We start from the raw sequence: 22,063 nt of genomic DNA, 5'->3' as shown, positions 1-22,063 counted from the left end.
AAGCGCGCAGATGGATCTATAAGAAAGCGGGGTGACGTATCTACGTCATTCCGCTTTTTTACAACCTGCGAACGCCCTTTCAGGCTTTATTTACGGGAGGTCTTCTTGACTAAGCCAGCCATACTCGCCCTTGCTGATGGCAGCATTTTTCGCGGCGAAGCCATTGGAGCCGACGGTCAGACCGTTGGTGAGGTGGTGTTCAACACCGCAATGACCGGCTATCAGGAAATCCTTACCGATCCTTCCTATGCCCAACAGATCGTTACGCTGACCTACCCGCATATCGGCAACACCGGCACCACGCCTGAAGACGCCGAGTCGGATCGCGTCTGGTCCGCCGGCCTGGTCATTCGTGATCTGCCGCTGGTCGCCAGCAACTGGCGCAACAAGCTGTCGCTGGATGAATACCTGAAAGTCAATAACGTCGTCGCCATCGCTGGCATCGATACCCGCCGCCTGACCCGCATCCTGCGTGAGAAAGGCGCGCAGAACGGCTGCATCATGGCTGGCGACAACATTTCCGAAGAAGCTGCCATCGCAGCGGCCCGCGCCTTCCCAGGCCTCAAGGGCATGGATCTGGCAAAGGAAGTCAGCACCAAGGACACCTACGAATGGCGCTCCAGCGTCTGGAGCCTGAAGACCGACAACTGCCCTGATATCGCGGCCGCCGAGCTGCCTTATCACGTGGTCGCTTATGACTACGGGGTCAAGGTCAACATTCTGCGCATGCTGGTCGAGCGCGGTTGCCGCGTGACCGTGGTGCCGGCGCAGACGCCAGCCAGCGAAGTGTTGGCGTACAGCCCGGACGGCGTGTTCCTGTCCAACGGCCCTGGTGACCCTGAGCCTTGCGACTATGCGATCACCGCGATTCAGGAAGTGCTGAAAACCGAGACTCCGGTATTCGGCATCTGCCTGGGTCACCAGTTGCTCGCGCTGGCTGCCGGTGCTAAGACCGTGAAGATGGGCCATGGTCACCATGGCGCCAACCACCCGGTTCAGGATGTAGACAGCGGTGTGGTCATGATCACCAGCCAGAACCACGGTTTTGCGGTGGAAGAGTCGACGCTGCCCGCCAACGTCCGCGCGATCCACAAATCGCTGTTCGACGGCACCCTGCAAGGCATCGAGCTGACCGACAAGGATGCCTTCAGCTTCCAGGGTCACCCTGAAGCGAGCCCGGGCCCGAATGACGTGTCGCCACTGTTTGATCGTTTTATCGACGCCATGGCCAAGCGACGCTGACAGTTGCCTTGAGACTGTAGTGAGCAGGTGAGCCCTCGGGTGGCCCCGGACCGCGCAGGTCCGGCAGCCGCCACCCCGGCCACCTCAAAGTAATGTTCAAGACGGCTTGCCGACTGACCTGCGGATTTGAGTGACCAACATGCCAAAACGTACAGATATCAAAAGCATCCTGATTCTCGGTGCCGGCCCGATTGTTATCGGCCAGGCCTGTGAATTCGACTACTCCGGCGCCCAGGCCTGCAAGGCACTGCGCGAAGAGGGCTACCGCGTCATCCTGGTGAACTCCAACCCGGCAACCATCATGACCGACCCGGCCATGGCCGACGCGACCTACATCGAACCGATCAAGTGGCAGACCGTTGCCAAGATCATCGAGAAAGAGCGTCCGGACGCGGTACTGCCTACCATGGGCGGCCAGACTGCACTGAACTGTGCGCTGGATCTGGAGCGCGAAGGCGTTCTGGAGAAGTTCGGCGTTGAAATGATCGGTGCCAACGCCGACACCATCGACAAGGCCGAAGACCGTTCGCGCTTCGACAAGGCGATGAAATCCATCGGCCTGGAATGCCCGCGCTCCGGTATCGCCCACAGCATGGAAGAAGCCAACGCGGTTCTTGAGAAGCTGGGCTTCCCTTGCATCATCCGTCCGTCCTTCACCATGGGCGGCACCGGCGGCGGCATCGCCTACAACCGTGAAGAGTTCGAAGAAATCTGCGCCCGTGGTCTGGACCTGTCTCCAACCAAGGAGCTGCTGATCGACGAATCGCTGATTGGCTGGAAAGAATATGAAATGGAAGTTGTCCGCGACAAGAAGGACAACTGCATCATCGTCTGCTCCATCGAAAACTTTGACCCGATGGGCGTGCACACCGGTGACTCGATCACCGTTGCCCCCGCGCAGACCCTGACCGACAAGGAATACCAGATCCTGCGTAACGCCTCTCTGGCGGTACTGCGCGAGATCGGCGTTGAAACCGGTGGTTCCAACGTTCAGTTCGGCATCTGCCCGGATACTGGCCGCATGGTCGTGATCGAGATGAACCCGCGTGTTTCGCGTTCCTCGGCACTGGCTTCCAAGGCGACCGGCTTCCCGATCGCCAAAGTCGCGGCCAAGCTGGCAGTGGGTTACACCCTGGACGAACTGTCCAACGACATTACCGGCGGCAAGACTCCGGCTTCGTTCGAGCCCTCCATCGACTACGTGGTTACCAAGCTGCCGCGCTTCGCTTTCGAGAAGTTCGCCAAGGCGGATGCTCGTCTGACCACTCAGATGAAGTCGGTCGGCGAAGTCATGGCTATCGGCCGGACGTTCCAGGAATCCCTGCAGAAAGCCCTGCGCGGCCTGGAAGTCGGCGTGTGCGGCCTCGATCCGAAACTGGATCTGAGCCATCCCGACAGCATGAGCACGCTGAAGCGCGAGCTGACCGTGCCGGGCGCCGAGCGCATCTGGTACGTTGCCGACGCGTTCCGTGCCGGCATGACTGTCGAAGAAATCTTCGCCATGAACATGATCGATCCCTGGTTCCTGGTGCAGATCGAAGATCTCATCAAGGACGAAGAAAAGGTCAAGACGCTCGGGCTGTCGGCCATCGACCGCGATCTGATGTTCCGCCTCAAGCGCAAAGGCTTCTCCGATATGCGTCTGGCCAAGCTGTTGGGCGTCACGGAAAAGAACCTGCGCACCCATCGCCAGAAGCTCGAAGTATTCCCGGTATACAAGCGCGTCGACACTTGCGCGGCCGAGTTCGCGACCGACACGGCCTATCTGTACTCGACGTACGAAGAGGAGTGCGAGGCCAATCCTTCGACTCGCGACAAGATCATGATCCTCGGCGGCGGTCCTAACCGTATCGGTCAGGGCATCGAGTTCGACTACTGCTGTGTGCACGCGGCGCTGGCGCTGCGTGAAGACGGGTACGAGACCATCATGGTCAACTGCAACCCGGAAACCGTTTCCACGGATTACGACACCTCTGACCGCCTGTACTTCGAGCCAGTAACCCTGGAAGACGTACTGGAGATCGTGCGCGTCGAGAAGCCCAAGGGCGTAATCGTCCAGTACGGCGGCCAGACCCCGTTGAAACTGGCGCGCGCTCTGGAAGCCGCCGGCGTGCCGATCATCGGCACCAGCCCGGATGCCATCGACCGCGCCGAAGACCGTGAGCGCTTCCAGCACATGGTCGAGCGTCTGAACCTGCGTCAGCCACCTAACGCCACCGTGCGCAGCGAAGACGAAGCGATTCGTGCCGCGGCGAAGATCGGTTACCCGCTGGTGGTTCGTCCGTCCTATGTGTTGGGCGGCCGGGCGATGGAAATCGTTTACCAGGAAGACGAGCTCAAGCGTTATCTGCGCGAAGCGGTTCAGGTGTCCAACGACAGCCCGGTTCTGCTGGATCACTTCCTCAACTGCGCCATCGAGATGGACGTTGATGCGGTCTGCGACGGGACCGACGTGGTAATCGGCGCGATCATGCAGCACATCGAACAGGCGGGCGTTCACTCCGGTGACTCCGCGTGCTCGCTGCCGCCGTACTCGCTGCCGGCCCACATCCAGGACGAGATGCGTGAGCAGGTCAAGAAGATGGCTCTCGAACTGGGCGTTGTCGGCTTGATGAACGTTCAGCTTGCTCTGCAGGGCGAGGATATCTACGTCATTGAAGTCAACCCTCGTGCATCGCGGACCGTGCCGTTCGTGTCCAAGTGCATTGGTGTTTCCCTGGCGATGATCGCTGCGCGCGTCATGGCCGGTAAAACGCTCAAGGAGCTGGGTTTCACCAAGGAAATCATTCCTAACTTCTACAGCGTGAAAGAGGCGGTCTTCCCGTTCGCCAAATTCCCTGGCGTTGACCCGATCCTCGGCCCTGAAATGAAGTCGACCGGTGAAGTGATGGGCGTTGGCGACACGTTTGGCGAAGCATTCGCAAAAGCCCAGATGGGTGCGAGCGAAGTGCTGCCAACCGGTGGTACCGCGTTCATCAGCGTGCGTGACGACGACAAGCCACTGGTGGCCGGCGTCGCTCGGGACCTGATCGACCTCGGCTTCGAGATCGTCGCAACCGCAGGTACCGCCAAGTTGATCGAAGCGGCCGGTCTGAAAGTGCGCCGCGTCAACAAGGTCACTGAAGGTCGCCCGCACGTGGTCGACATGATCAAGAACGACGAAGTCACCTTGATCATCAACACCACCGAAGGTCGCCAGTCGATCGCGGATTCCTACTCCATTCGTCGTAACGCCTTGCAGCACAAGATCTACTGCACCACTACCATTGCGGCAGGCGAAGCTATCTGCGAAGCGCTCAAGTTCGGTCCTGAAAAGACCGTGCGTCGCTTGCAGGATCTCCATGCAGGATTGAAGGCATGATCAAATACCCAATGACTGTTCAGGGCGCTCGCGCCCTTGAAGAAGAATTGACCCATCTGACCAAGGTCGTCCGCCCCAAGCTCAGCCAGGATATCGGCACGGCGCGGGAGCTGGGTGACCTCAAGGAAAACGCTGAATACCATGCCGCGCGCGAACAGCAGGGCATGGTCGAGGCGCGTATCCGGGACATCGAAGGGCGTATGCAGAATGCGGTGATCATCGACGTGACTACCATTCCCCATACCGGCAAGGTGATCTTCGGCACCACGGTCGAGATCGCCAACGTCGAGACTGACGAGTCGGTGACCTACCAGATCGTTGGCGAAGACGAAGCCGATATCAAGCAAGGCAAGATTTCGGTGGGCTCACCCATCGCTCGTGCCTTGATTGCCAAGGAAGAGGGTGATGTCGTCACGGTCAAGACGCCGAGCGGCGTCATCGAGTATGAGATCGTCGAGGTCCGTCACATCTGAAGTATCGCGTCCGTGCTCGCACGGGCGCGCCGCTCGGGTGACTCGCAGAGTCCGAAAGGTTTCGGTGAGAAAGAGGGCGGTTTGAAAGAGGCCTGAATGCCATTGCGGCGAGGCCAGGACCCAGGCAGGGCGCGCTCGAAGCGGCCCTGACCCGGTTTTTTATCCGTGTGCGCGGTGGACGTTGGACAGTTGCTTGTTTACCTTTGGGTTCTTGCGATAGATCAGCGCCATCTTGCCGATGATCTGGACCAGATCTGCCGATCCGACCTTGCACAGCTCGTCGATGGCCTGAATGCGGCTTTCGCGGTCGAGGATGTTGAGCTTGATCTTGATCAGCTCGTGATCGCTCAATGCACGTTCAAGCTCTGCGAGCACACCTTCAGTCAAACCATTGTCAGCCACGATCAATACCGGTTTCAGGTGGTGGCCAATGGATTTGTATTGTTTCTTCTGCTCTTGAGTGAGCGGCATAATCTGACCCCTGCGTCTGATCTTGTAAAAAGCGGCGGCCAGTTTACCCGAGCGAGTCCGGGACCGCCCAGTTAATCACGACTCGTTTATTTTTGAGGTGCCCCGTGGCCCGTTCCAAGACAAGCCATAACTGGCTCAAAGAACACTTCGACGACAAATACGTCAAAATGGCGCAGAAGGACGGCTACCGTTCCCGCGCCAGTTATAAGCTTCTGGAGATCCAGGAGAAGGACAAGATCATCCGTCCCGGCATGACGGTCATCGATCTTGGCGCCGCTCCTGGCGGGTGGTCTCAGGTGACCAGTCGTCTGATTGGCGGTCAAGGCAGATTGATCGCGTCCGACATCCTGGAAATGGACAGCATCCCCGATGTGACCTTCATTCAGGGCGACTTTACCGAAGACGCGGTGCTCGCTCAGATCCTGGAGGCGGTAGGTAATACGCAAGTTGACCTTGTGATTTCCGACATGGCCCCCAATATGAGTGGATTGAGCGCTGTTGATATGCCCAGAGCCATGTTTCTGTGCGAATTGGCGCTGGATCTGGCTGGTCGAGTGCTGCGCCCCGGTGGTGATTTCCTGATCAAGGTCTTCCAGGGCGAAGGGTTCGATGTGTATCACAAGGACATTCGCAAGCTGTTCGACAAGGTACAGATGCGCAAACCCTTGTCATCCCGAGACCGCTCAAGGGAGCAGTATCTTCTGGCCAGGGGCTTCCGTGGCATTGAAGGCTACACGAGTGATGAACGTCTTTAAGGCTGGCCGATAGCTTTTATCAAATAGCTTTGTGCGTGATGCGGTACGAACATCACGCAGTAAAAGTTTCACAAAGGGTTACAGACGGCGCCTGCCACATCTGTAGGTTCTGTAGTAAGTTAGGCCGGTGAATATCATGCGAGGCACGCTTCCTGCGTGGAGCTTGCTTCAGAGGGTAGCTAATTGAACGATATGGCAAAGAATTTGATCCTGTGGTTGATCATCGCGGCTGTCCTGGTGACGGTGATGAACAACTTCTCCAGCCCGAACGAGCCGCAGACCCTCAACTACTCCGAGTTCATCCAGCAAGTGAAGGATGGCAAGGTAGAGAAGGTGTCCGTCGACGGCTACGTCATCACCGGCAAACGCAGCGATGGCGATACGTTCAAGACTATCCGTCCCGCGATTCAGGATAACGGTCTGATCGGCGATCTGGTCGACAACAATGTCGTTGTCGAAGGCAAGCAGCCTGAGCAGCAGAGCATCTGGACCCAGTTGCTGGTTGCCAGCTTCCCGATCCTGGTGATCATCGCGGTCTTCATGTTCTTCATGCGCCAGATGCAGGGCGGCGCCGGCGGCAAAGGCGGCCCGATGAGCTTTGGCAAGAGCAAGGCGCGCCTGCTCTCCGAGGACCAGGTCAAAACAACACTGGCCGACGTTGCAGGTTGTGACGAGGCCAAGGAAGAAGTTGGCGAGCTGGTCGAGTTCCTGCGGGATCCGGGCAAGTTCCAGCGCCTGGGCGGCCGTATTCCACGCGGCGTGCTGATGGTAGGTCCTCCGGGTACCGGCAAGACGCTCATCGCCAAGGCTATCGCAGGCGAAGCGAAGGTTCCGTTCTTCACGATCTCCGGCTCCGACTTCGTTGAAATGTTCGTTGGTGTAGGTGCCAGCCGCGTTCGTGACATGTTCGAACAGGCCAAGAAGCATGCGCCATGCATCATCTTCATCGACGAGATCGACGCGGTAGGTCGCCATCGCGGCGCCGGCATGGGCGGCGGTCACGACGAGCGCGAGCAGACGCTCAACCAGTTGCTGGTCGAGATGGACGGCTTCGAAATGAATGACGGCATCATCGTCATCGCAGCGACCAACCGTCCCGACGTGCTGGACCCCGCGCTGTTGCGTCCGGGTCGTTTCGACCGTCAGGTAGTCGTTGGTCTGCCGGACATTCGTGGTCGTGAGCAGATCCTCAAGGTTCACATGCGTAAAGTGCCAATGGGTGACGACGTCAATCCTGGCGTGATTGCGCGTGGTACTCCTGGTTTTTCCGGTGCCGACCTGGCAAACCTTGTCAACGAAGCCTCGCTTTTCGCGGCTCGTGCCGGTAAGCGTCTGGTCGAGATGAAGGAATTCGAACTGGCCAAAGACAAGATCATGATGGGCGCCGAGCGCAAATCGATGGTCATGTCCGAAAAGGAAAAGCAGAACACGGCTTATCACGAGGCGGGTCACGCCATCGTTGGTCGTCTGGTTCCCGAGCATGACCCGGTCTACAAGGTTTCGATCATCCCTCGCGGTCGTGCACTGGGCGTCACCATGTTCCTGCCGGAAGAGGATCGCTACAGCCTCTCCAAGCGTGCGCTGGTTAGCCAGATCTGTTCGCTGTACGGTGGACGTATCGCTGAAGAGATGACGCTCGGTTTTGACGGCGTTACCACGGGTGCTTCCAACGACATCATGCGTGCCAGCCAGATTGCCCGGAACATGGTTACCAAGTGGGGCCTGTCCGAGAAGCTGGGTCCGCTGATGTATTCGGAAGACGAAGACGCCGGTTACCTGGGGCGTGGCGGCAGCCAGAACTCCAACGTATCGGGCGAAACCGCCAAGCTGATCGACTCTGAAGTGCGCAGCATCATCGACCATTGCTACGGCACGGCCCGTCAATTGCTGACCGACAACCGTGACAAGCTGGACGCGATGGCCGAGGCTTTGATGAAATACGAAACCATCGATGCGGATCAGATCGATGACATCATGTCGGGCCGTCCACCACGTGAGCCGCGCGACTGGGAAGGTGGTTCGGGCACCAATGGTACACCGATCACCCCGGATCCTCGTCCGGAAGCCCCTATCGGCGGTCCTGCTGCTGAACATTAAGGTCTGACATGACTTCTGCGCTGTACCCGACCCGGTTGCCTTGCGGCAACCGGGTTCTTGATTTGGCCCATACGCATGTCATGGGTATCCTCAACGCCACGCCTGATTCTTTCTCGGACGGCGGTCGCTACAGTCAGCTCGATGCTGCGCTGCGTCACGCCGAGGCAATGGTCCAGGCTGGAGCAACACTGATCGATGTCGGGGGCGAATCTACCCGGCCGGGTGCTCGACCGGTTACCGCCGCCGAAGAGCTGGAGCGTGTAGCGCCGGTAGTCGAAATCATTGCTCGTGAGCTGGACGTCATCATTTCGGTCGATACATCGACCCCGCAAGTCATGCTGGAGACAGTGCGTCTAGGGGCGGGTCTGATCAATGACGTGCGTTCCCTTCGTCGCCCCGGTGCCTTGGAAGCAGCGGCGCAAACCGGTTTGCCGGTCTGCCTGATGCACATGCTCGGGGAGCCTGGAGACATGCAGGACGACCCTCATTACGACGATCTGCTTGGCGAGGTCGGCTCGTTCCTGGCCGCGCAGATGGCGCGGTGTGAGTCGGCCGGTATCGAACGTGATCGCATCATTCTTGATCCGGGTTTTGGCTTCGCCAAGACACTGGAGCATAATCTCAGCCTGTTCAAGCATATGCCTGCCTTGCTGGCCCTGGGGCGCCCTCTGCTGGTGGGTGTGTCGCGCAAGAGCATGATTGGCGCCGTGTTGGGTCGTCCCGTCGGTGAAAGGCTCTTCGGTGGTCTGGCTCTGGCGGCGCTGGCGATGACCAAGGGCGCAAGAATTCTACGTGTGCACGATGTCGCCGAAACGGCCGACGTGGTGCGCATGATTACGGCTGTCGAAGCGGCCGAATAACAATAGCGGGGCATCCATGACTACCAAAAAATATTTCGGAACCGACGGCATTCGTGGTCGCGTGGGGCAGTTTCCTATTACTCCTGATTTCATGCTCAAGCTCGGCTGGGCTGCGGGCATGGCATTCCGTCACCTGGGCGCTTGCCGGATTCTGGTTGGCAAAGACACCCGCATCTCAGGTTATATGTTCGAATCCGCGCTGGAAGCCGGCCTGTCCGCGGCCGGTGCGGATGTCATGCTGCTTGGTCCGATGCCGACTCCGGCAATCGCCTACCTGACGCGAACGTTCCACGCTGAAGCGGGGATCGTCATCAGCGCGTCGCATAACCCGCACTACGACAACGGCATCAAGTTCTTCTCGGGTCAGGGCACCAAGCTGCCGGACGAGATCGAGATGATGATCGAGAAATTGCTCGACGCGCCGATGACCGTTGCCGAATCCGAGAAGCTTGGCAAGGTGTCGCGTATCAATGACGCCGCCGGCCGCTATATCGAATTCTGCAAAAGCAGTGTGCCGACCAGCACCGACTTTGCGGGTCTGAAGCTGGTGATCGACTGCGCGCATGGTGCGACCTACAAGGTTGCGCCCAATGTGTTTCGTGAGTTGGGCGCCCAGGTGGTCGTGCTGTCCGCTCAGCCTGACGGGCTGAACATCAATGAAAACTGTGGCTCGACCCACATGGAAGCCCTCCAGGCTGCCGTGGTGGCGCATAAAGCCGACATGGGCATCGGTTTCGATGGTGATGGCGACCGGGTGCTGATGGTCGATCACACCGGCACCGTCGTCGATGGCGACGAACTCTTGTACATCATCGCGCGGGATCTGCATGAGCGTGGCCGCCTGCAGGGCGGCGTGGTGGGCACCTTGATGAGCAATCTTGGCCTGGAGCTGGCGCTGGCGGAGCAGAACATTCCGTTCGTGCGGGCCAATGTCGGCGACCGTTATGTGATTGCCGAACTGCTTGAGCGTAACTGGCAAGTCGGTGGCGAAAACTCGGGCCACATCGTATGTTTCCAGCACACCACGACAGGCGACGCGATCATTGCCGCGCTGCAGGTTCTGTTGGCCTTGCGCCGCAGTGGCATCACGCTGGCCGAGGCTCGGCAACGGCTGCGCAAATGCCCTCAGGTGCTGGTCAACGTCCGGTTTTCAGGCGGTGTGGACCCGGTTACTCACCCTTCGGTGCAAGACGCCTGCGCCCGTGTTACCGCTGAAATGGCGGGCCGCGGCCGGGTTCTTTTGCGCAAGTCCGGGACAGAGCCTCTGGTGCGCGTAATGGTCGAAGGTGAAGACGAAGCCCAGGTCCAGGCTTATGCTGACGAGCTGGCGAAACTGGTCGCTGAAGTTTGCGCCTGATTTCGGCTTGCCAGTCGTGAAAGTGTTGGGTAACATCTGCGCCCACTTTGACCTACGAGGTGCAGCATGCGTCGCCCAATGGTAGCTGGTAACTGGAAAATGCACGGTACCCGCGCCAGTGTCGCTGAGCTGATCGAGGGTCTTGGCAAGCAAGAGCTGCCGAGTGATGTTGATGTTGTTGTAATGCCGCCGAGCCTGTTCATCAATCAGGCGGTTGCAGGGCTTGAAGGCCGGGCAATCGCAGTTGGTGCTCAGGATGCCGCGTTCCAGGTGGGGCAGGGTGCGTTGACCGGTGAGGTTGCGCCTAGCCAGCTGAAGGAAGCTGGCTGCAAGTACGTGTTGGTCGGCCACTCCGAGCGTCGTCAGTTGATTGGCGAGCAGGATGATGTGCTGAACCGCAAGTTTGCGGCTATCCAGGAAAGTGGCCTGACTCCGGTGTTGTGCATAGGGGAAACCCTTGAGCAGCGTGAGGCGGGTCAGACGCTTGAAGTGGTCGGGCAGCAACTTGACAGCATCATCGACGCGTTCGGTATTGATGCATTTGCCAACGCAGTAGTCGCTTACGAGCCAGTCTGGGCCATCGGTACCGGATTGACTGCTTCGCCCCAGCAGGCGCAGGAAGTGCACGCAGCCATCCGTGCGCAGCTGGCGCAAAAGAATGCCGAAGTCGCACAAGGCGTGCGGCTTCTTTATGGCGGCAGCGTGAAGTCGACCAATGCGGTCGAACTGTTCGGCATGCCGGATATCGATGGGGGTCTCATTGGTGGGGCTTCCCTGAATGCAGATGAGTTCGGTGCGATTTGTCGCGCCGCGGGAAACTGAGAAAATGCTGGAAACAGTCGTAGTCGTTTTTCATCTGCTGGGCGCTCTGGGCGTTGTTGCTCTGGTATTGCTGCAGCAGGGTAAAGGTGCGGACGCAGGTGCGTCTTTCGGAGCCGGTGCATCAAATACTGTGTTCGGAGGGCAAGGAACCTCTACCTTTCTTAGTAAGTTTACTGCTATACTCGCCGCAGCTTTTTTCATAACCAGCTTGGGGTTAGGTTACTTTGCTAAAGAGAAGGCTCAACAGCTGACTCAAGTAGGTCTCCCGGATCCAGCGGTACTGGAAGTTAAGCAAAAACCGGCTACTGATGATGTACCGGTGCTCGAAGGGCAAAAGCCAGCTGTAGTTCCAGCTGACGTACCTCAAGCTCCAGAGCAGAAGTAATACAGAATTCGGCGATGTTTCAGAGGTCGCCAAAAAGTTGTAATGCCGAGGTGGTGGAATTGGTAGACACGCAACCTTGAGGTGGTTGTGCCCATAGGGTGTAGGGGTTCGAGTCCCCTTCTCGGTACCAATAAACAGGACAGCCCGCACTAGCGGGCTTTCTTGTAGGTGGATGTTCGATTGACCCTGAAAGGGATCGGTCGTATACTTCCGCCCCAGCTTTGTCGCGGGGTGGAGCAGCTTGGTAGCTCGTCGGGCTCATAACCCGAAGGTCGTTGGTTCAAATCCAGCCCCCGCAACCAGTTTTAGCTGAGCCCCTTTTTAGGGGCTTTTTGTTAGCTGGACAGTACATGACGTCGATGTTCAGCGGCGTTTTCACGGGATGGGCGTTCGCCCATTTTTTTATTTTAAAAGCATGCACGAGGGGGTTCAGGTGTCGAGCAAGCTAGAACAGTTGCAGGCCTTGTTGGCCCCGGTGGTCGAGGCTCTTGGCTATCAATGCTGGGGAATTGAATTCATTTCCCAGGGCCGACATTCACTGTTGCGCATTTATATCGACAAAGAGGGCGGCGTTCTGGTGGAGGACTGCGAAATAGTCAGCCGTCAGGTCAGCGGTGTATTGGATGTTGAAGATCCGATCAGTGCTGAATACACGCTTGAGGTGTCCTCTCCTGGCATGGATCGCCCGCTGTTCACTCTTGAACAGTTTGCTTTGCACGCTGGGGAACAAGTGAAGATCAAGCTGCGCTCGCCCTTTGACGGCCGACGCAACTTCCAAGGCCTTCTCCGCGGGGTGGAGGAGCAGGATGTCGTGGTGCATGTAGAAGACCACGAATACCTGTTGCCGATCGACTTGATCGACAAAGCCAACATTATTCCCACGTTTGACTGATACGTGCCAGATACTGCGGATCCCGCGGATCCAATGGCTTGCGAAAGGCGAGGCGTACGATGAGCAAAGAAGTACTGCTGGTTGTTGAGTCGGTGTCCAATGAAAAGGGCGTTCCGGCAGGTGTGATTTTTGAAGCGCTGGAGCTGGCTCTTGCCACTGCTACCAAGAAACGTTTCGAGGATGAAGTTGAACTGCGTGTGGAGATCAATCGCCACACCGGTAACTACGAGACGTTCCGTCGCTGGACAGTGGTCGAGGACGAAGACCTGGATGATCCGGCCTACGAGTTGGCCGTTGACCAGGCTCAAGCCAAAAAGCCCGGTGCTGTAGCGGGTGACGTGATCGAAGAGAAAATCGAGTCCATCGAATTCGGTCGCATCGCTGCGCAAACCGCCAAGCAAGTCATTGTGCAGAAGGTTCGTGAAGCCGAGCGCGCCCAGGTCGTCGATGCTTATCGCGAGCGTCTGGGTGAAATCATTTCCGGTACCGTAAAAAAGGTTACACGTGACAATGTCATCGTTGATCTGGGCAACAACGCTGAAGCGTTGCTGGCTCGCGAAGACATCATTTCTCGTGAGACTTTCCGTGTAGGTGTCCGTCTAAGGGCTCTGCTGAAGGAAATTCGCACTGAAAACCGTGGCCCCCAGCTGATCCTGTCGCGTACAGCGCCAGAAATGCTGATCGAGCTTTTCCGTATCGAAGTACCGGAAATCGCCGAAGGTCTGATCGAGGTGATGGCTGCCTCTCGGGACCCGGGTTCGCGTGCAAAAATCGCCGTTCGCTCCAAGGACAAACGAATCGATCCGCAAGGCGCCTGCATCGGCATGCGCGGCTCGCGTGTTCAGGCTGTCTCCGGCGAGTTGGGTGGTGAGCGTGTGGATATCGTCCTCTGGGACGACAACCCGGCGCAGTTCGTCATCAACGCCATGTCCCCTGCGGAAGTTGCGGCAATCATCGTTGATGAAGATGCCCATGCAATGGACATCGCGGTAGGTGCGGACAACCTGGCCCAGGCTATCGGTCGTGGTGGTCAGAACGTTCGTCTGGCAAGTCAGCTGACTGGCTGGACGCTGAACGTGATGACCGAGTCGGACATCCAGGCCAAGCAGCAGGCAGAAACCGGTGACATTCTGCGCAACTTCATCGACGAACTGGAAGTCGACGAAGATCTGGCGCAGGTACTGGTTGATGAAGGCTTCACCAGCCTGGAAGAGATTGCCTACGTACCGGTGGAGGAAATGCTCAACATCGATGGCTTTGACGAAGATACCGTCAACGAGCTTCGCGCTCGTGCCAAGGATCGCTTGTTGACCAAAGCCATCGCTACAGAGGAAAAGCTGGCAGACGCCCATCCGGCCGAAGACCTGCTCTCGCTTGAGGGTATGGACAAGGATTTGGCGATGGAACTGGCGGTGCGCGGCGTAATTACCCGCGAAGACCTGGCCGAGCAGTCTATTGACGATCTGCTCGACATCGACGGCATTGACGATGATCGTGCCGGCAAGTTGATCATGGCCGCGCGAGCCCATTGGTTCGAGTAATTAGGCGCGGCCTGAGGAGAGAAGTGCATGACGCAAGTCACGGTGAAACAACTGGCCGATGAGGTCAAAACACCGGTAGAGCGCCTGTTGCAGCAGATGCGTGAGGCAGGTCTGCCGCACACCGCCGCCGAGGAACATGTGAGCGACAGTGAGAAGCAATCGTTGCTGACTCATCTGAAAAGCAGCCACAAGGCGAAAGTGGAAGAACCGCGCAAGATCACCTTGCAGCGTAAAACCACCAGCACCCTGCGTGTTGCTGGCAGCAAGAGCATCAGCGTTGAAGTACGCAAAAAGAAAGTATTCGTACAGCGCAGCGCGGAAGAGATCGAAGCCGAGCGTCAGCGTGAGCTGGAAGAGCGCCGTGCGGTAGAAAACGCCGCGCGTCAGAAGGCTGAAGAAGAAGCCAAGCGTCGCGCTCAGGAAGAAGCGGCTCGCCAGCCGGCTGCGCAATCGACCAATGAAACGGCCGCTGCGGCTCCTGCCGAACCGGTTGCTGCGGTCCAGGCTCCGCGTGAGGCTCCTGCCGCCGCTGCGCCGGCGCCTGCCAACGCAGCGCCGACGGCTGAAGTGCGCAAGCGCGACGACCAGCGTCGTCCCGACAAGCCACGCGCCGACGATCGCAATGCCCGTGGCGGTGATGGCGAGCGCAAGAACGCTCCGCATCGCGCTTCGGTAAAAGAGAAGGCTCCGGCCCCTCGCGTTGCACCTCGTACCACCGACGAAGAAAGCGATGGCTTCCGTCGTGGCGGTCGCGGCAAGTCCAAGCTGAAGAAGCGCAATGCGCACGGCTTCCAGAACCCTACCGGTCCTGTGATTCGTGACGTTGCCATTGGCGAGACCATCACTGTCGGCGAACTGGCCGCGCAGATGTCCGTCAAGGCTGCCGAAGTCATCAAGTTCATGTTCAAGCTGGGCACTCCGGTGACCATCAACCAGGTACTGGATCAGGAAACTGCCCAGTTGATCGCCGAAGAGCTGGGCCACAAGGTCACGCTGGTCAGCGACAACGCCCTGGAAGACTCCCTGGCTGAATCGCTGAAGTTCGAAGGCGAAACGTTCTCCCGTGCTCCGGTTGTAACCGTCATGGGTCACGTTGACCACGGCAAGACCTCGCTGCTCGACTATATCCGTCGTGCCAAGGTTGCTGCTGGCGAAGCCGGCGGCATCACCCAGCACATCGGTGCATACCACGTTGAAACCGAACGCGGCATGGTCACCTTCCTCGACACCCCGGGTCACGCCGCGTTTACTGCAATGCGTGCTCGTGGTGCCAAGGCGACCGACATCGTGATCCTGGTCGTGGCTGCAGACGACGGCGTCATGCCGCAGACCATCGAAGCGGTTCAGCACGCCGTAGCGGCTGGCGTTCCTCTGGTCGTGGCAGTGAACAAGATCGACAAGCCGGGTGCTGATCTCGATCGCATCCGCAGCGAGTTGTCGGTTCACGGCGTGACTTCCGAAGAGTGGGGCGGTGATACGCCGTTCGTTCCGGTTTCCGCGAAAATGGGTACCGGCGTCGACGAACTGCTTGAAGCTGTTCTGTTGCAGGCCGAAGTTCTGGAACTCAAGGCAACGCCATCGGCCCCAGGTCGTGGTGTGGTCGTTGAATCCCGTCTGGACAAGGGCCGTGGCCCGGTTGCGACGGTTCTGGTTCAGGACGGTACGCTGCGTCAAGGCGACATGGTCCTGGTCGGCTCAAACTTCGGTCGCATCCGCGCCATGCTCGACGAGAACGGCAAGCCTGTGAAGGAAGCCGGTCCGTCGATCCCTGTCGAGATTCTCGGCCTGGACGGTACGCCGGACGCTGGCGACGAGATGTCGGTACTGCAGGACGAGAAGAAGGCTCGCGAAGTCGCTCTGTTCCGTCAGGGCAAGTTCCGCGAAGTCAAGCTGGCACGTGCTCACGCCGGCAAGCTTGAAAACATCTTCGAAAGCATGGGTCAGGAAGAGAAGAAGACGCTCAACATCGTCCTCAAATCCGACGTCCGTGGTTCGCTGGAAGCATTGCAGGGCGCCCTCGGCGGCCTGGGTAACGATGAAGTGCAAGTGCGCGTAGTGGGTGGCGGTGTCGGTGGTATCACCGAGAGCGACGCCAACCTGGCACTGGCCTCCAACGCTGTACTGTTCGGCTTCAACGTGCGTGCCGATGCCGGCGCGCGCAAGATCGTCGAGCAGGAAGGTCTGGATATGCGTTACTACAACGTGATCTACGACATCATCGAAGACGTCAAGAAAGCCCTGACCGGCATGCTCGGCAGCGACGTCCGGGAGAACATCCTGGGTATCGCCGAAGTGCGCGACGTGTTCCGCTCGCCGAAATTCGGCGCAATCGCCGGCTGTATGGTGGTTGAAGGTGTCGTTCACCGTAACCGTCCGATCCGCGTACTGCGCGACGACATCGTTATCTTCGAAGGCGAGCTGGAATCCCTGCGTCGCTTCAAGGACGATGCTTCCGAAGTGCGTGCCGGCATGGAATGCGGTATCGGCGTCAAGAGCTACAACGACGTCAAGGTCGGTGACAAGATCGAAGTGTTCGAGAAGGTCCAAGTGGCTCGCAGTCTCTAAATCGCGAGCTTCAGGAGCCGTAGGCTCTCAACGCAACGCCCGGTCTGACATCTGTCGGCCGGGCGTTTGCCGCTTTCAGACTGTCAGGGTTTGCTCCCCGATCAGTAACAGGTAACAAACATGGCAAAAGAATACAGCCGTACCCAACGTATCGGCGATCAGATGCAGCGCGAGCTGGCCCAGCTGATCCGTCGCGAAATCAAGGATCCGCGCGTCGGTCTGGTCACCATCACTGCGGTGGATGTCAGCCGCGATGTAGGCCACGCCAAGATCTTCATGACCGTCATGGGTCAGGACAGCGCCGAAGAAATTGCCCAGAGCATCAAGGTGCTCAACGCCGCCGCAGGCTTCCTGCGCATGCAGCTGGCCCGCGAAATGAAGCTGCGCAGCGTGCCTCAACTGCACTTCCACTACGATGAAAGCGTTGTCCGCGGTGCGCATCTTTCGGCACTGATCGAGCGGGCCGTGGCTGAAGACGGCCAGCACCAGGAAGGTTCGGCTTCGCAAGAGTCCAAGCCAGACAGTTCCAAGGAGTAAGCGGTGGCTCAGGTCAAGCGTATACGCCGCAACGTCAGCGGGATCATCCTGCTCGACAAGCCTCTGGGCTTCACTTCCAACGCGGCTTTGCAGAAAGTCCGCTGGTTGCTCAACGCGGAGAAGGCCGGGCACACCGGCAGCCTCGACCCGCTGGCAACCGGCGTCCTGCCTTTGTGCTTCGGCGAGGCAACCAAGTTTTCCCAGTACCTGCTCGATTCCGACAAGTCCTACGAGACCCTGATGCAACTGGGCAAGACCACCACTACGGCGGACTCCGAAGGTGAGGTTTTGCAGACGCGTCCGGTGACCGTTGGTCGCGACGATATCGAAGCGGTGCTTCCGGCTTTTCGTGGCGAAATCAGTCAGATACCCCCGATGTACTCGGCCCTCAAGCGTGACGGGCAACCGTTGTACAAGCTTGCGCGTGCAGGTGAAGTAGTGGAGCGCGAGCCTCGTTCTGTTACTATTACGCGCCTGGAATTGCTTGCCTGCGAAGGCGAGACGGCACGCCTGTCGGTCGATTGCACCAAGGGCACCTACATCCGCACTCTGGTGGAGGATATTGGTGAAAAGCTCGGCTGCGGTGCTTACGTCGCGGAGCTTCGTCGGACCCAGGCCGGTCCTTTCAGTCTGGCCCAGACGGTCACTCTGGAGGAGCTGGAACAGGTGCATGCCGAGGGCGGCAACGAAGCGGTTGATCGCTTCCTCATGCCGTCGGACAGCGGGTTGCTCGACTGGCCGCTGTTGAAGTTTTCGGAGCACAGTTCGTTTTACTGGTTGCATGGTCAGCCGGTAAGAGCACCGGACGCGCCGAAGTTCGGCATGGTTCGGGTGCAGGATCACGAAGGTCGCTTCATCGGTATCGGTGAAGTCAGCGAAGACGGGCGAATCGCGCCGCGTCGATTGATTCGGTCAGAATGACCGGAACCAGGCCGTAGGCAGGTTTTCCTGTAGACGGGCTGGACGAGGGTGGCTGTAAACAGGCACGGTCACATCTCATTTTTTAATACGAGGTTTCGTCCTCGGCCTGTTGGAATCGTCTTCCCGGAGCGGTTCCCTGAATAAAGGATTGCCCACATGGCACTCAGCGTTGAAGAAAAAGCTCAGATCGTAACCGACTACCAGCAAGCTGTTGGTGATACTGGTTCGCCAGAAGTGCAAGTTGCACTGCTGACCGCCAACATCAACAAACTGCAAGGCCACTTCAAGGCCAACGGTAAGGACCACCACTCCCGTCGTGGTCTGATCCGTATGGTAAACCAGCGTCGCAAGCTGCTGGATTACCTGAAAGGTAAGGACGTTAGCCGTTACAGCGCCCTGATCGGTCGTCTGGGTCTGCGTCGCTAATAACGACGTTCTGGAGGTTGGTTGTCTGTCGCGATTCATCGGGTTTTCCCGATGTTCCGGCAGGCATCCAGCCTCAAGTTTTATCTGGACTGCCGTTGGGGCCGATTCCCCGCGCTGCCCAAGAATTCGCAAGAAACCAGTTCCCCAAGAGCCACAAAGAAAGGTAGGAAACCGTGAACCCGGTAATCAAGAAGTTTCAGTTCGGTCAATCGACCGTAACCCTCGAGACAGGCCGCATCGCCCGTCAGGCTTCCGGCGCAGTATTGGTCACCGTTGACGATGACGTCAGCGTGTTGGTGACTGTGGTCGGCGCCAAGCAAGCCGACGCCAGCAAAGGCTTCTTCCCTCTGTCCGTGCACTACCAGGAAAAAACCTACGCTGCCGGCAAGATTCCTGGCGGTTTCTTCAAGCGCGAAGGTCGTCCTTCCGAGAAGGAAACGCTGACCTCGCGTCTGATCGACCGTCCGATCCGCCCGCTTTTCCCTGAAGGTTTCATGAACGAAGTGCAGGTTGTCTGCACCGTCGTTTCCACCAGCAAGAAGACCGATCCGGACATCGCTGCGATGATCGGTACCTCGGCGGCCCTGGCTATCTCCGGCATTCCATTCGATGGCCCGGTCGGCGCTGCCCGTGTTGCTTTCCACGAGAGCACCGGCTACCTGCTGAACCCGACTTACGAGCAGCTGCAGGCTTCGAGCCTGGACATGGTCGTAGCCGGTACTTCGGAAGCCGTTCTGATGGTTGAATCGGAAGCCAAAGAGCTGACCGAAGACCAGATGCTGGGCGCTGTCCTGTTCGCTCACGACGAGTTCCAGGTCGTGATCAACGCCGTCAAGGAGCTGGCTGCCGAAGCCGCCAAGCCGACCTGGGACTGGCAGCCAAAGCCGGAAGCCACCAGCCTGCTCAGCGCTATCCGCGCCGAGTTCGGCGAAGCGATCTCCCAGGCTTACACCATCACCATCAAGGCCGATCGTTACGCTCGTCTGGGCGAGCTGCGTGAGCAGATCGTTGCCAAGCTGGCGGTAGAAGACGGCAGCCCGTCTGCCAGCGAAGTGAAAGCTGCATTCGGCGAAATCGAATACCGCACCGTGCGCGAGAACATCGTCAACGGCAAGCCGCGTATCGATGGTCGTGACACCCGCACTGTACGTCCGCTGAACATCGAAGTCGGCGTTCTGCCGAAGACTCACGGTTCGGCTCTGTTCACCCGTGGCGAAACCCAGGCCCTGGTCGTCGCGACTCTGGGTACCGCGCGTGACGCACAGCTGCTGGACACTCTTGAAGGCGAGAAGAAAGACCCCTTCATGCTGCACTACAACTTCCCGCCGTTCTCGGTAGGCGAGTGTGGCCGCATGGGTGGTGCTGGCCGTCGCGAAATCGGTCACGGCCGTCTGGCGCGCCGCAGCGTACAGGCCATGCTGCCTGACGCGAGCGTGTTCCCGTACACCATCCGCGTTGTATCGGAAATCACCGAATCCAACGGCTCCAGCTCCATGGCGTCGGTCTGCGGTGCCTCGCTGGCATTGATGGACGCTGGCGTTCCGATGAAAGCACCGGTTGCCGGTATCGCGATGGGTCTGGTCAAGGAAGGCGAGAAGTTCGCAGTTCTGACCGACATCCTGGGTGACGAAGACCACCTCGGCGACATGGACTTCAAGGTAGCGGGTACCGCCAAAGGCGTTACTGCACTGCAGATGGACATCAAGATCAAGGGCATCACCGAGGAGATCATGGAGATCGCCCTGGGCCAGGCTCTCGAAGCGCGTCTGAACATTCTGGGCCAGATGAACCAGATCATCGGTCAGTCCCGCACCGAGCTGTCGGCAAACGCTCCGACCATGATCGCGATGAAGATCGACACCGACAAGATCCGTGACGTTATCGGTAAAGGCGGCGCGACAATCCGTGCGATCTGCGAAGAGACCAAGGCTTCGATCGATATCGAAGACGACGGCTCCATCAAGATCTTCGGCGAAACCAAAGACGCTGCTGAAGCTGCGCGTCAGCGCGTACTGGGCATCACCGCTGAGGCCGAGATCGGCAAGATCTACGTCGGCAAGGTTGAGCGTATCGTTGACTTCGGTGCGTTCGTCAACATCCTGCCAGGCAAGGACGGTCTGGTTCACATCTCGATGTTGAGCGATGCTCGCGTTGAGAAAGTGACTGACATCCTGAAAGAAGGCGAGGAAGTTGAAGTTCTGGTACTGGACGTCGACAACCGCGGCCGTATCAAGCTGTCGATCAAAGACGTAGCTGCTGCGAAGGCGTCCGGCGTTTAATCGATTCGATTTAACCCGACGTTGAAAAGGACCCTTCGGGGTCCTTTTTTTTGAGCGCAATTAAGGGTTTACGCTTCGCCGCCTTGCGGCTGGGGAAAAACATGCAACTTGCAAGCGAAGCGGCACGGTAACGGGCAATTTGCACGACCCCACTAATTTGCGATATTTCTAAGTAATTGAAAATAAAAGAAAATAATTTTTTCCAAAGCTGGCACAGCGCTTGCGATATATCTCTCAACCCTGCAGCCATTCGCTGGCGCAGATTCCGAGAAAAACAGGAGTTATCGTATGAAGAAGTTCGTTATCGCTGCTGCCGCTGCTACTACTCTGACTCTGACCATGGCTAACGCTGCTTTCGCTCAGACCACCGCCCAGGCGCCGATGATGCTGGCAGCTGGTGAAGTTACCCAGGCGAAAGAAGAAGTGTCCGACACTTGGATCACCACCAAAGTCAAAGCTGACCTCGTCACCGAGAAAGGCGTCCCTGGTTCGGATATCAAGGTTGAAACCAACAAAGGCGTGGTTTCCCTGTCCTCGACAGTTGCCGTAACCGAATCTCAGAAGGACGTTGCCGTTGCTATCGCCAAGAAAATCAAAGGCGTGAAGGCTGTATCGGCTGATGGCCTGAAAGCAGAATAATTCTGATTCGGCTATGAACACCTGATGTCTGTTGACCTACGGAAGTTCATGCGAAGGGCTACAGGGACGTAGCAACCACAGGCCCCGGCTTACCACCGGGGCCTGTTCTATTTGTGCAGGAAAAAGATCGCCGGGCTCAGTTACCGCGCTTGCTGGTAATCTCGGTCAGGCGCCCGCCGATGAACCGCAAGTACTGGTACATGCCGTGGTCCGGACCGTAGATCCATTCTTCGATCTGCACCTGTTCGGATTTGCGGTACGTGTTGTTGAACGTCTCCTGCGTGCCGACTATTGCCTGGCTGGCGGGTGTTCCGCACTTGCGCTCGACTTCGAACAGATGATCTCCGGTGCTGACCAGCTGACTGCCGCAGCGAAGCGTTGCGGCTTGAACATTCAGCGCCGCAGCGAAGCCCATGCTTGCCAGGGCGATGATCATCAAA

General features: G+C 58.4%; 19 protein-coding genes and 2 tRNA genes. 19 read left to right on the top strand and 2 right to left on the bottom strand.

The window, feature by feature from the left end:
- Nucleotides 1-105 precede the first annotated feature (105 nt).
- From carA to greA, 3 genes are all read left to right on the top strand, one after another.
- Nucleotides 106-1,242 carry a glutamine-hydrolyzing carbamoyl-phosphate synthase small subunit gene (carA, locus tag J3P77_RS18915; RefSeq protein WP_434678086.1) on the top strand — a complete coding sequence of 379 codons (1,137 nt, stop codon included), beginning with the start codon at nucleotides 106-108 and terminating at the stop codon, nucleotides 1,240-1,242.
- A gap of 139 nt (nucleotides 1,243-1,381) precedes the next feature.
- Nucleotides 1,382-4,603, top strand: a complete 3,222-nt coding sequence (gene carB / locus J3P77_RS18910) for a carbamoyl-phosphate synthase large subunit (RefSeq protein WP_434678085.1) — start codon at nucleotides 1,382-1,384, stop codon at nucleotides 4,601-4,603.
- Complete coding sequence (gene greA / locus J3P77_RS18905) at nucleotides 4,600-5,076, top strand: transcription elongation factor GreA (protein WP_434678084.1); 477 nt, start codon at nucleotides 4,600-4,602, stop codon at nucleotides 5,074-5,076. Before carB ends, greA begins: the two co-directional genes overlap by 4 nt.
- 159 nt (nucleotides 5,077-5,235) lie before the next feature.
- Here greA and J3P77_RS18900 read toward each other — a convergent pair whose 3' ends face one another.
- Entirely contained in the window at nucleotides 5,236-5,547 is a 312-nt protein-coding gene (locus tag J3P77_RS18900) for a YhbY family RNA-binding protein (RefSeq protein ID WP_434678083.1), read from the bottom strand.
- A 104-nt stretch (nucleotides 5,548-5,651) separates the two neighbouring features.
- Between J3P77_RS18900 and rlmE the strand changes: the two genes are divergently transcribed.
- The 16 genes from rlmE (at nucleotide 5,652) to J3P77_RS18820 (ending at nucleotide 21,623) form a co-directional block, all read left to right on the top strand.
- Nucleotides 5,652-6,302: a 23S rRNA (uridine(2552)-2'-O)-methyltransferase RlmE gene (gene rlmE / locus J3P77_RS18895; RefSeq protein ID WP_434678082.1), complete on the top strand. Its 651-nt coding sequence runs from the start codon at nucleotides 5,652-5,654 to the stop codon at nucleotides 6,300-6,302.
- A gap of 192 nt (nucleotides 6,303-6,494) precedes the next feature.
- Nucleotides 6,495-8,399: an ATP-dependent zinc metalloprotease FtsH gene (gene ftsH / locus J3P77_RS18890; protein ID WP_434678081.1), complete on the top strand. Its 1,905-nt coding sequence runs from the start codon at nucleotides 6,495-6,497 to the stop codon at nucleotides 8,397-8,399.
- Nucleotides 8,400-8,407: 8 nt separating this feature from the next.
- Nucleotides 8,408-9,259: a dihydropteroate synthase gene (folP, locus tag J3P77_RS18885; protein WP_434678080.1), complete on the top strand. Its 852-nt coding sequence runs from the start codon at nucleotides 8,408-8,410 to the stop codon at nucleotides 9,257-9,259.
- 16 nt (nucleotides 9,260-9,275) lie between these two features.
- A complete protein-coding gene (gene glmM, locus J3P77_RS18880) occupies nucleotides 9,276-10,616 on the top strand; it encodes a phosphoglucosamine mutase (RefSeq protein ID WP_434678079.1) in 1,341 nt (446 codons plus the stop codon).
- A 66-nt stretch (nucleotides 10,617-10,682) separates the two neighbouring features.
- Complete coding sequence (gene tpiA, locus J3P77_RS18875) at nucleotides 10,683-11,438, top strand: triose-phosphate isomerase (RefSeq protein ID WP_434678078.1); 756 nt, start codon at nucleotides 10,683-10,685, stop codon at nucleotides 11,436-11,438.
- A 4-nt stretch (nucleotides 11,439-11,442) separates the two neighbouring features.
- Nucleotides 11,443-11,823 carry a preprotein translocase subunit SecG gene (secG, locus tag J3P77_RS18870; protein ID WP_125833002.1) on the top strand — a complete coding sequence of 127 codons (381 nt, stop codon included), beginning with the start codon at nucleotides 11,443-11,445 and terminating at the stop codon, nucleotides 11,821-11,823.
- A 44-nt stretch (nucleotides 11,824-11,867) separates the two neighbouring features.
- A tRNA-Leu gene (locus J3P77_RS18865) sits at nucleotides 11,868-11,953 on the top strand.
- Nucleotides 11,954-12,048: 95 nt separating this feature from the next.
- A tRNA-Met gene (locus J3P77_RS18860) sits at nucleotides 12,049-12,125 on the top strand.
- Between the two features lie 131 nt (nucleotides 12,126-12,256).
- A complete protein-coding gene (rimP, locus tag J3P77_RS18855; RefSeq protein WP_434682072.1) occupies nucleotides 12,257-12,715 on the top strand; it encodes a ribosome maturation factor RimP in 459 nt (152 codons plus the stop codon).
- A gap of 59 nt (nucleotides 12,716-12,774) precedes the next feature.
- Nucleotides 12,775-14,256 carry a transcription termination factor NusA gene (gene nusA / locus J3P77_RS18850; RefSeq protein WP_434678076.1) on the top strand — a complete coding sequence of 494 codons (1,482 nt, stop codon included), beginning with the start codon at nucleotides 12,775-12,777 and terminating at the stop codon, nucleotides 14,254-14,256.
- A 27-nt stretch (nucleotides 14,257-14,283) separates the two neighbouring features.
- A complete protein-coding gene (infB, locus tag J3P77_RS18845; RefSeq protein WP_434678075.1) occupies nucleotides 14,284-16,821 on the top strand; it encodes a translation initiation factor IF-2 in 2,538 nt (845 codons plus the stop codon).
- Nucleotides 16,822-16,941: 120 nt separating this feature from the next.
- Nucleotides 16,942-17,358 (top strand): 30S ribosome-binding factor RbfA, encoded by a 417-nt coding sequence (gene rbfA, locus J3P77_RS18840; RefSeq protein WP_434678074.1) that lies wholly within the window; start codon nucleotides 16,942-16,944, stop codon nucleotides 17,356-17,358.
- A gap of 3 nt (nucleotides 17,359-17,361) precedes the next feature.
- Nucleotides 17,362-18,279 carry a tRNA pseudouridine(55) synthase TruB gene (gene truB, locus J3P77_RS18835; RefSeq protein ID WP_434678073.1) on the top strand — a complete coding sequence of 306 codons (918 nt, stop codon included), beginning with the start codon at nucleotides 17,362-17,364 and terminating at the stop codon, nucleotides 18,277-18,279.
- A gap of 156 nt (nucleotides 18,280-18,435) precedes the next feature.
- Nucleotides 18,436-18,705, top strand: coding sequence for a 30S ribosomal protein S15 (gene rpsO, locus J3P77_RS18830; protein ID WP_002555121.1), 270 nt, complete (start codon nucleotides 18,436-18,438; stop codon nucleotides 18,703-18,705).
- 173 nt (nucleotides 18,706-18,878) lie between these two features.
- On the top strand, nucleotides 18,879-20,984 hold the full coding sequence (gene pnp / locus J3P77_RS18825) for a polyribonucleotide nucleotidyltransferase (protein ID WP_434678072.1): 2,106 nt from the start codon (nucleotides 18,879-18,881) through the stop codon (nucleotides 20,982-20,984).
- Between the two features lie 288 nt (nucleotides 20,985-21,272).
- Nucleotides 21,273-21,623, top strand: a complete 351-nt coding sequence (locus tag J3P77_RS18820; protein WP_434678071.1) for a BON domain-containing protein — start codon at nucleotides 21,273-21,275, stop codon at nucleotides 21,621-21,623.
- A gap of 136 nt (nucleotides 21,624-21,759) precedes the next feature.
- Here the strand turns inward: J3P77_RS18820 and J3P77_RS18815 are convergent, their stop codons facing one another.
- Complete coding sequence (locus J3P77_RS18815) at nucleotides 21,760-22,059, bottom strand: DUF2845 domain-containing protein (RefSeq protein ID WP_434678070.1); 300 nt, start codon at nucleotides 22,057-22,059, stop codon at nucleotides 21,760-21,762.
- Between the last annotated feature and the right edge of the window lie 4 nt (nucleotides 22,060-22,063).

The organism is Pseudomonas sp. R1-18 (assembly GCF_051132095.1).
Lineage (GTDB): Bacteria > Pseudomonadota > Gammaproteobacteria > Pseudomonadales > Pseudomonadaceae > Aquipseudomonas.
The sequence above is the reverse complement of the archived record's forward strand: the minus strand, read 5'-3'. Positions and strand labels throughout refer to the sequence as shown.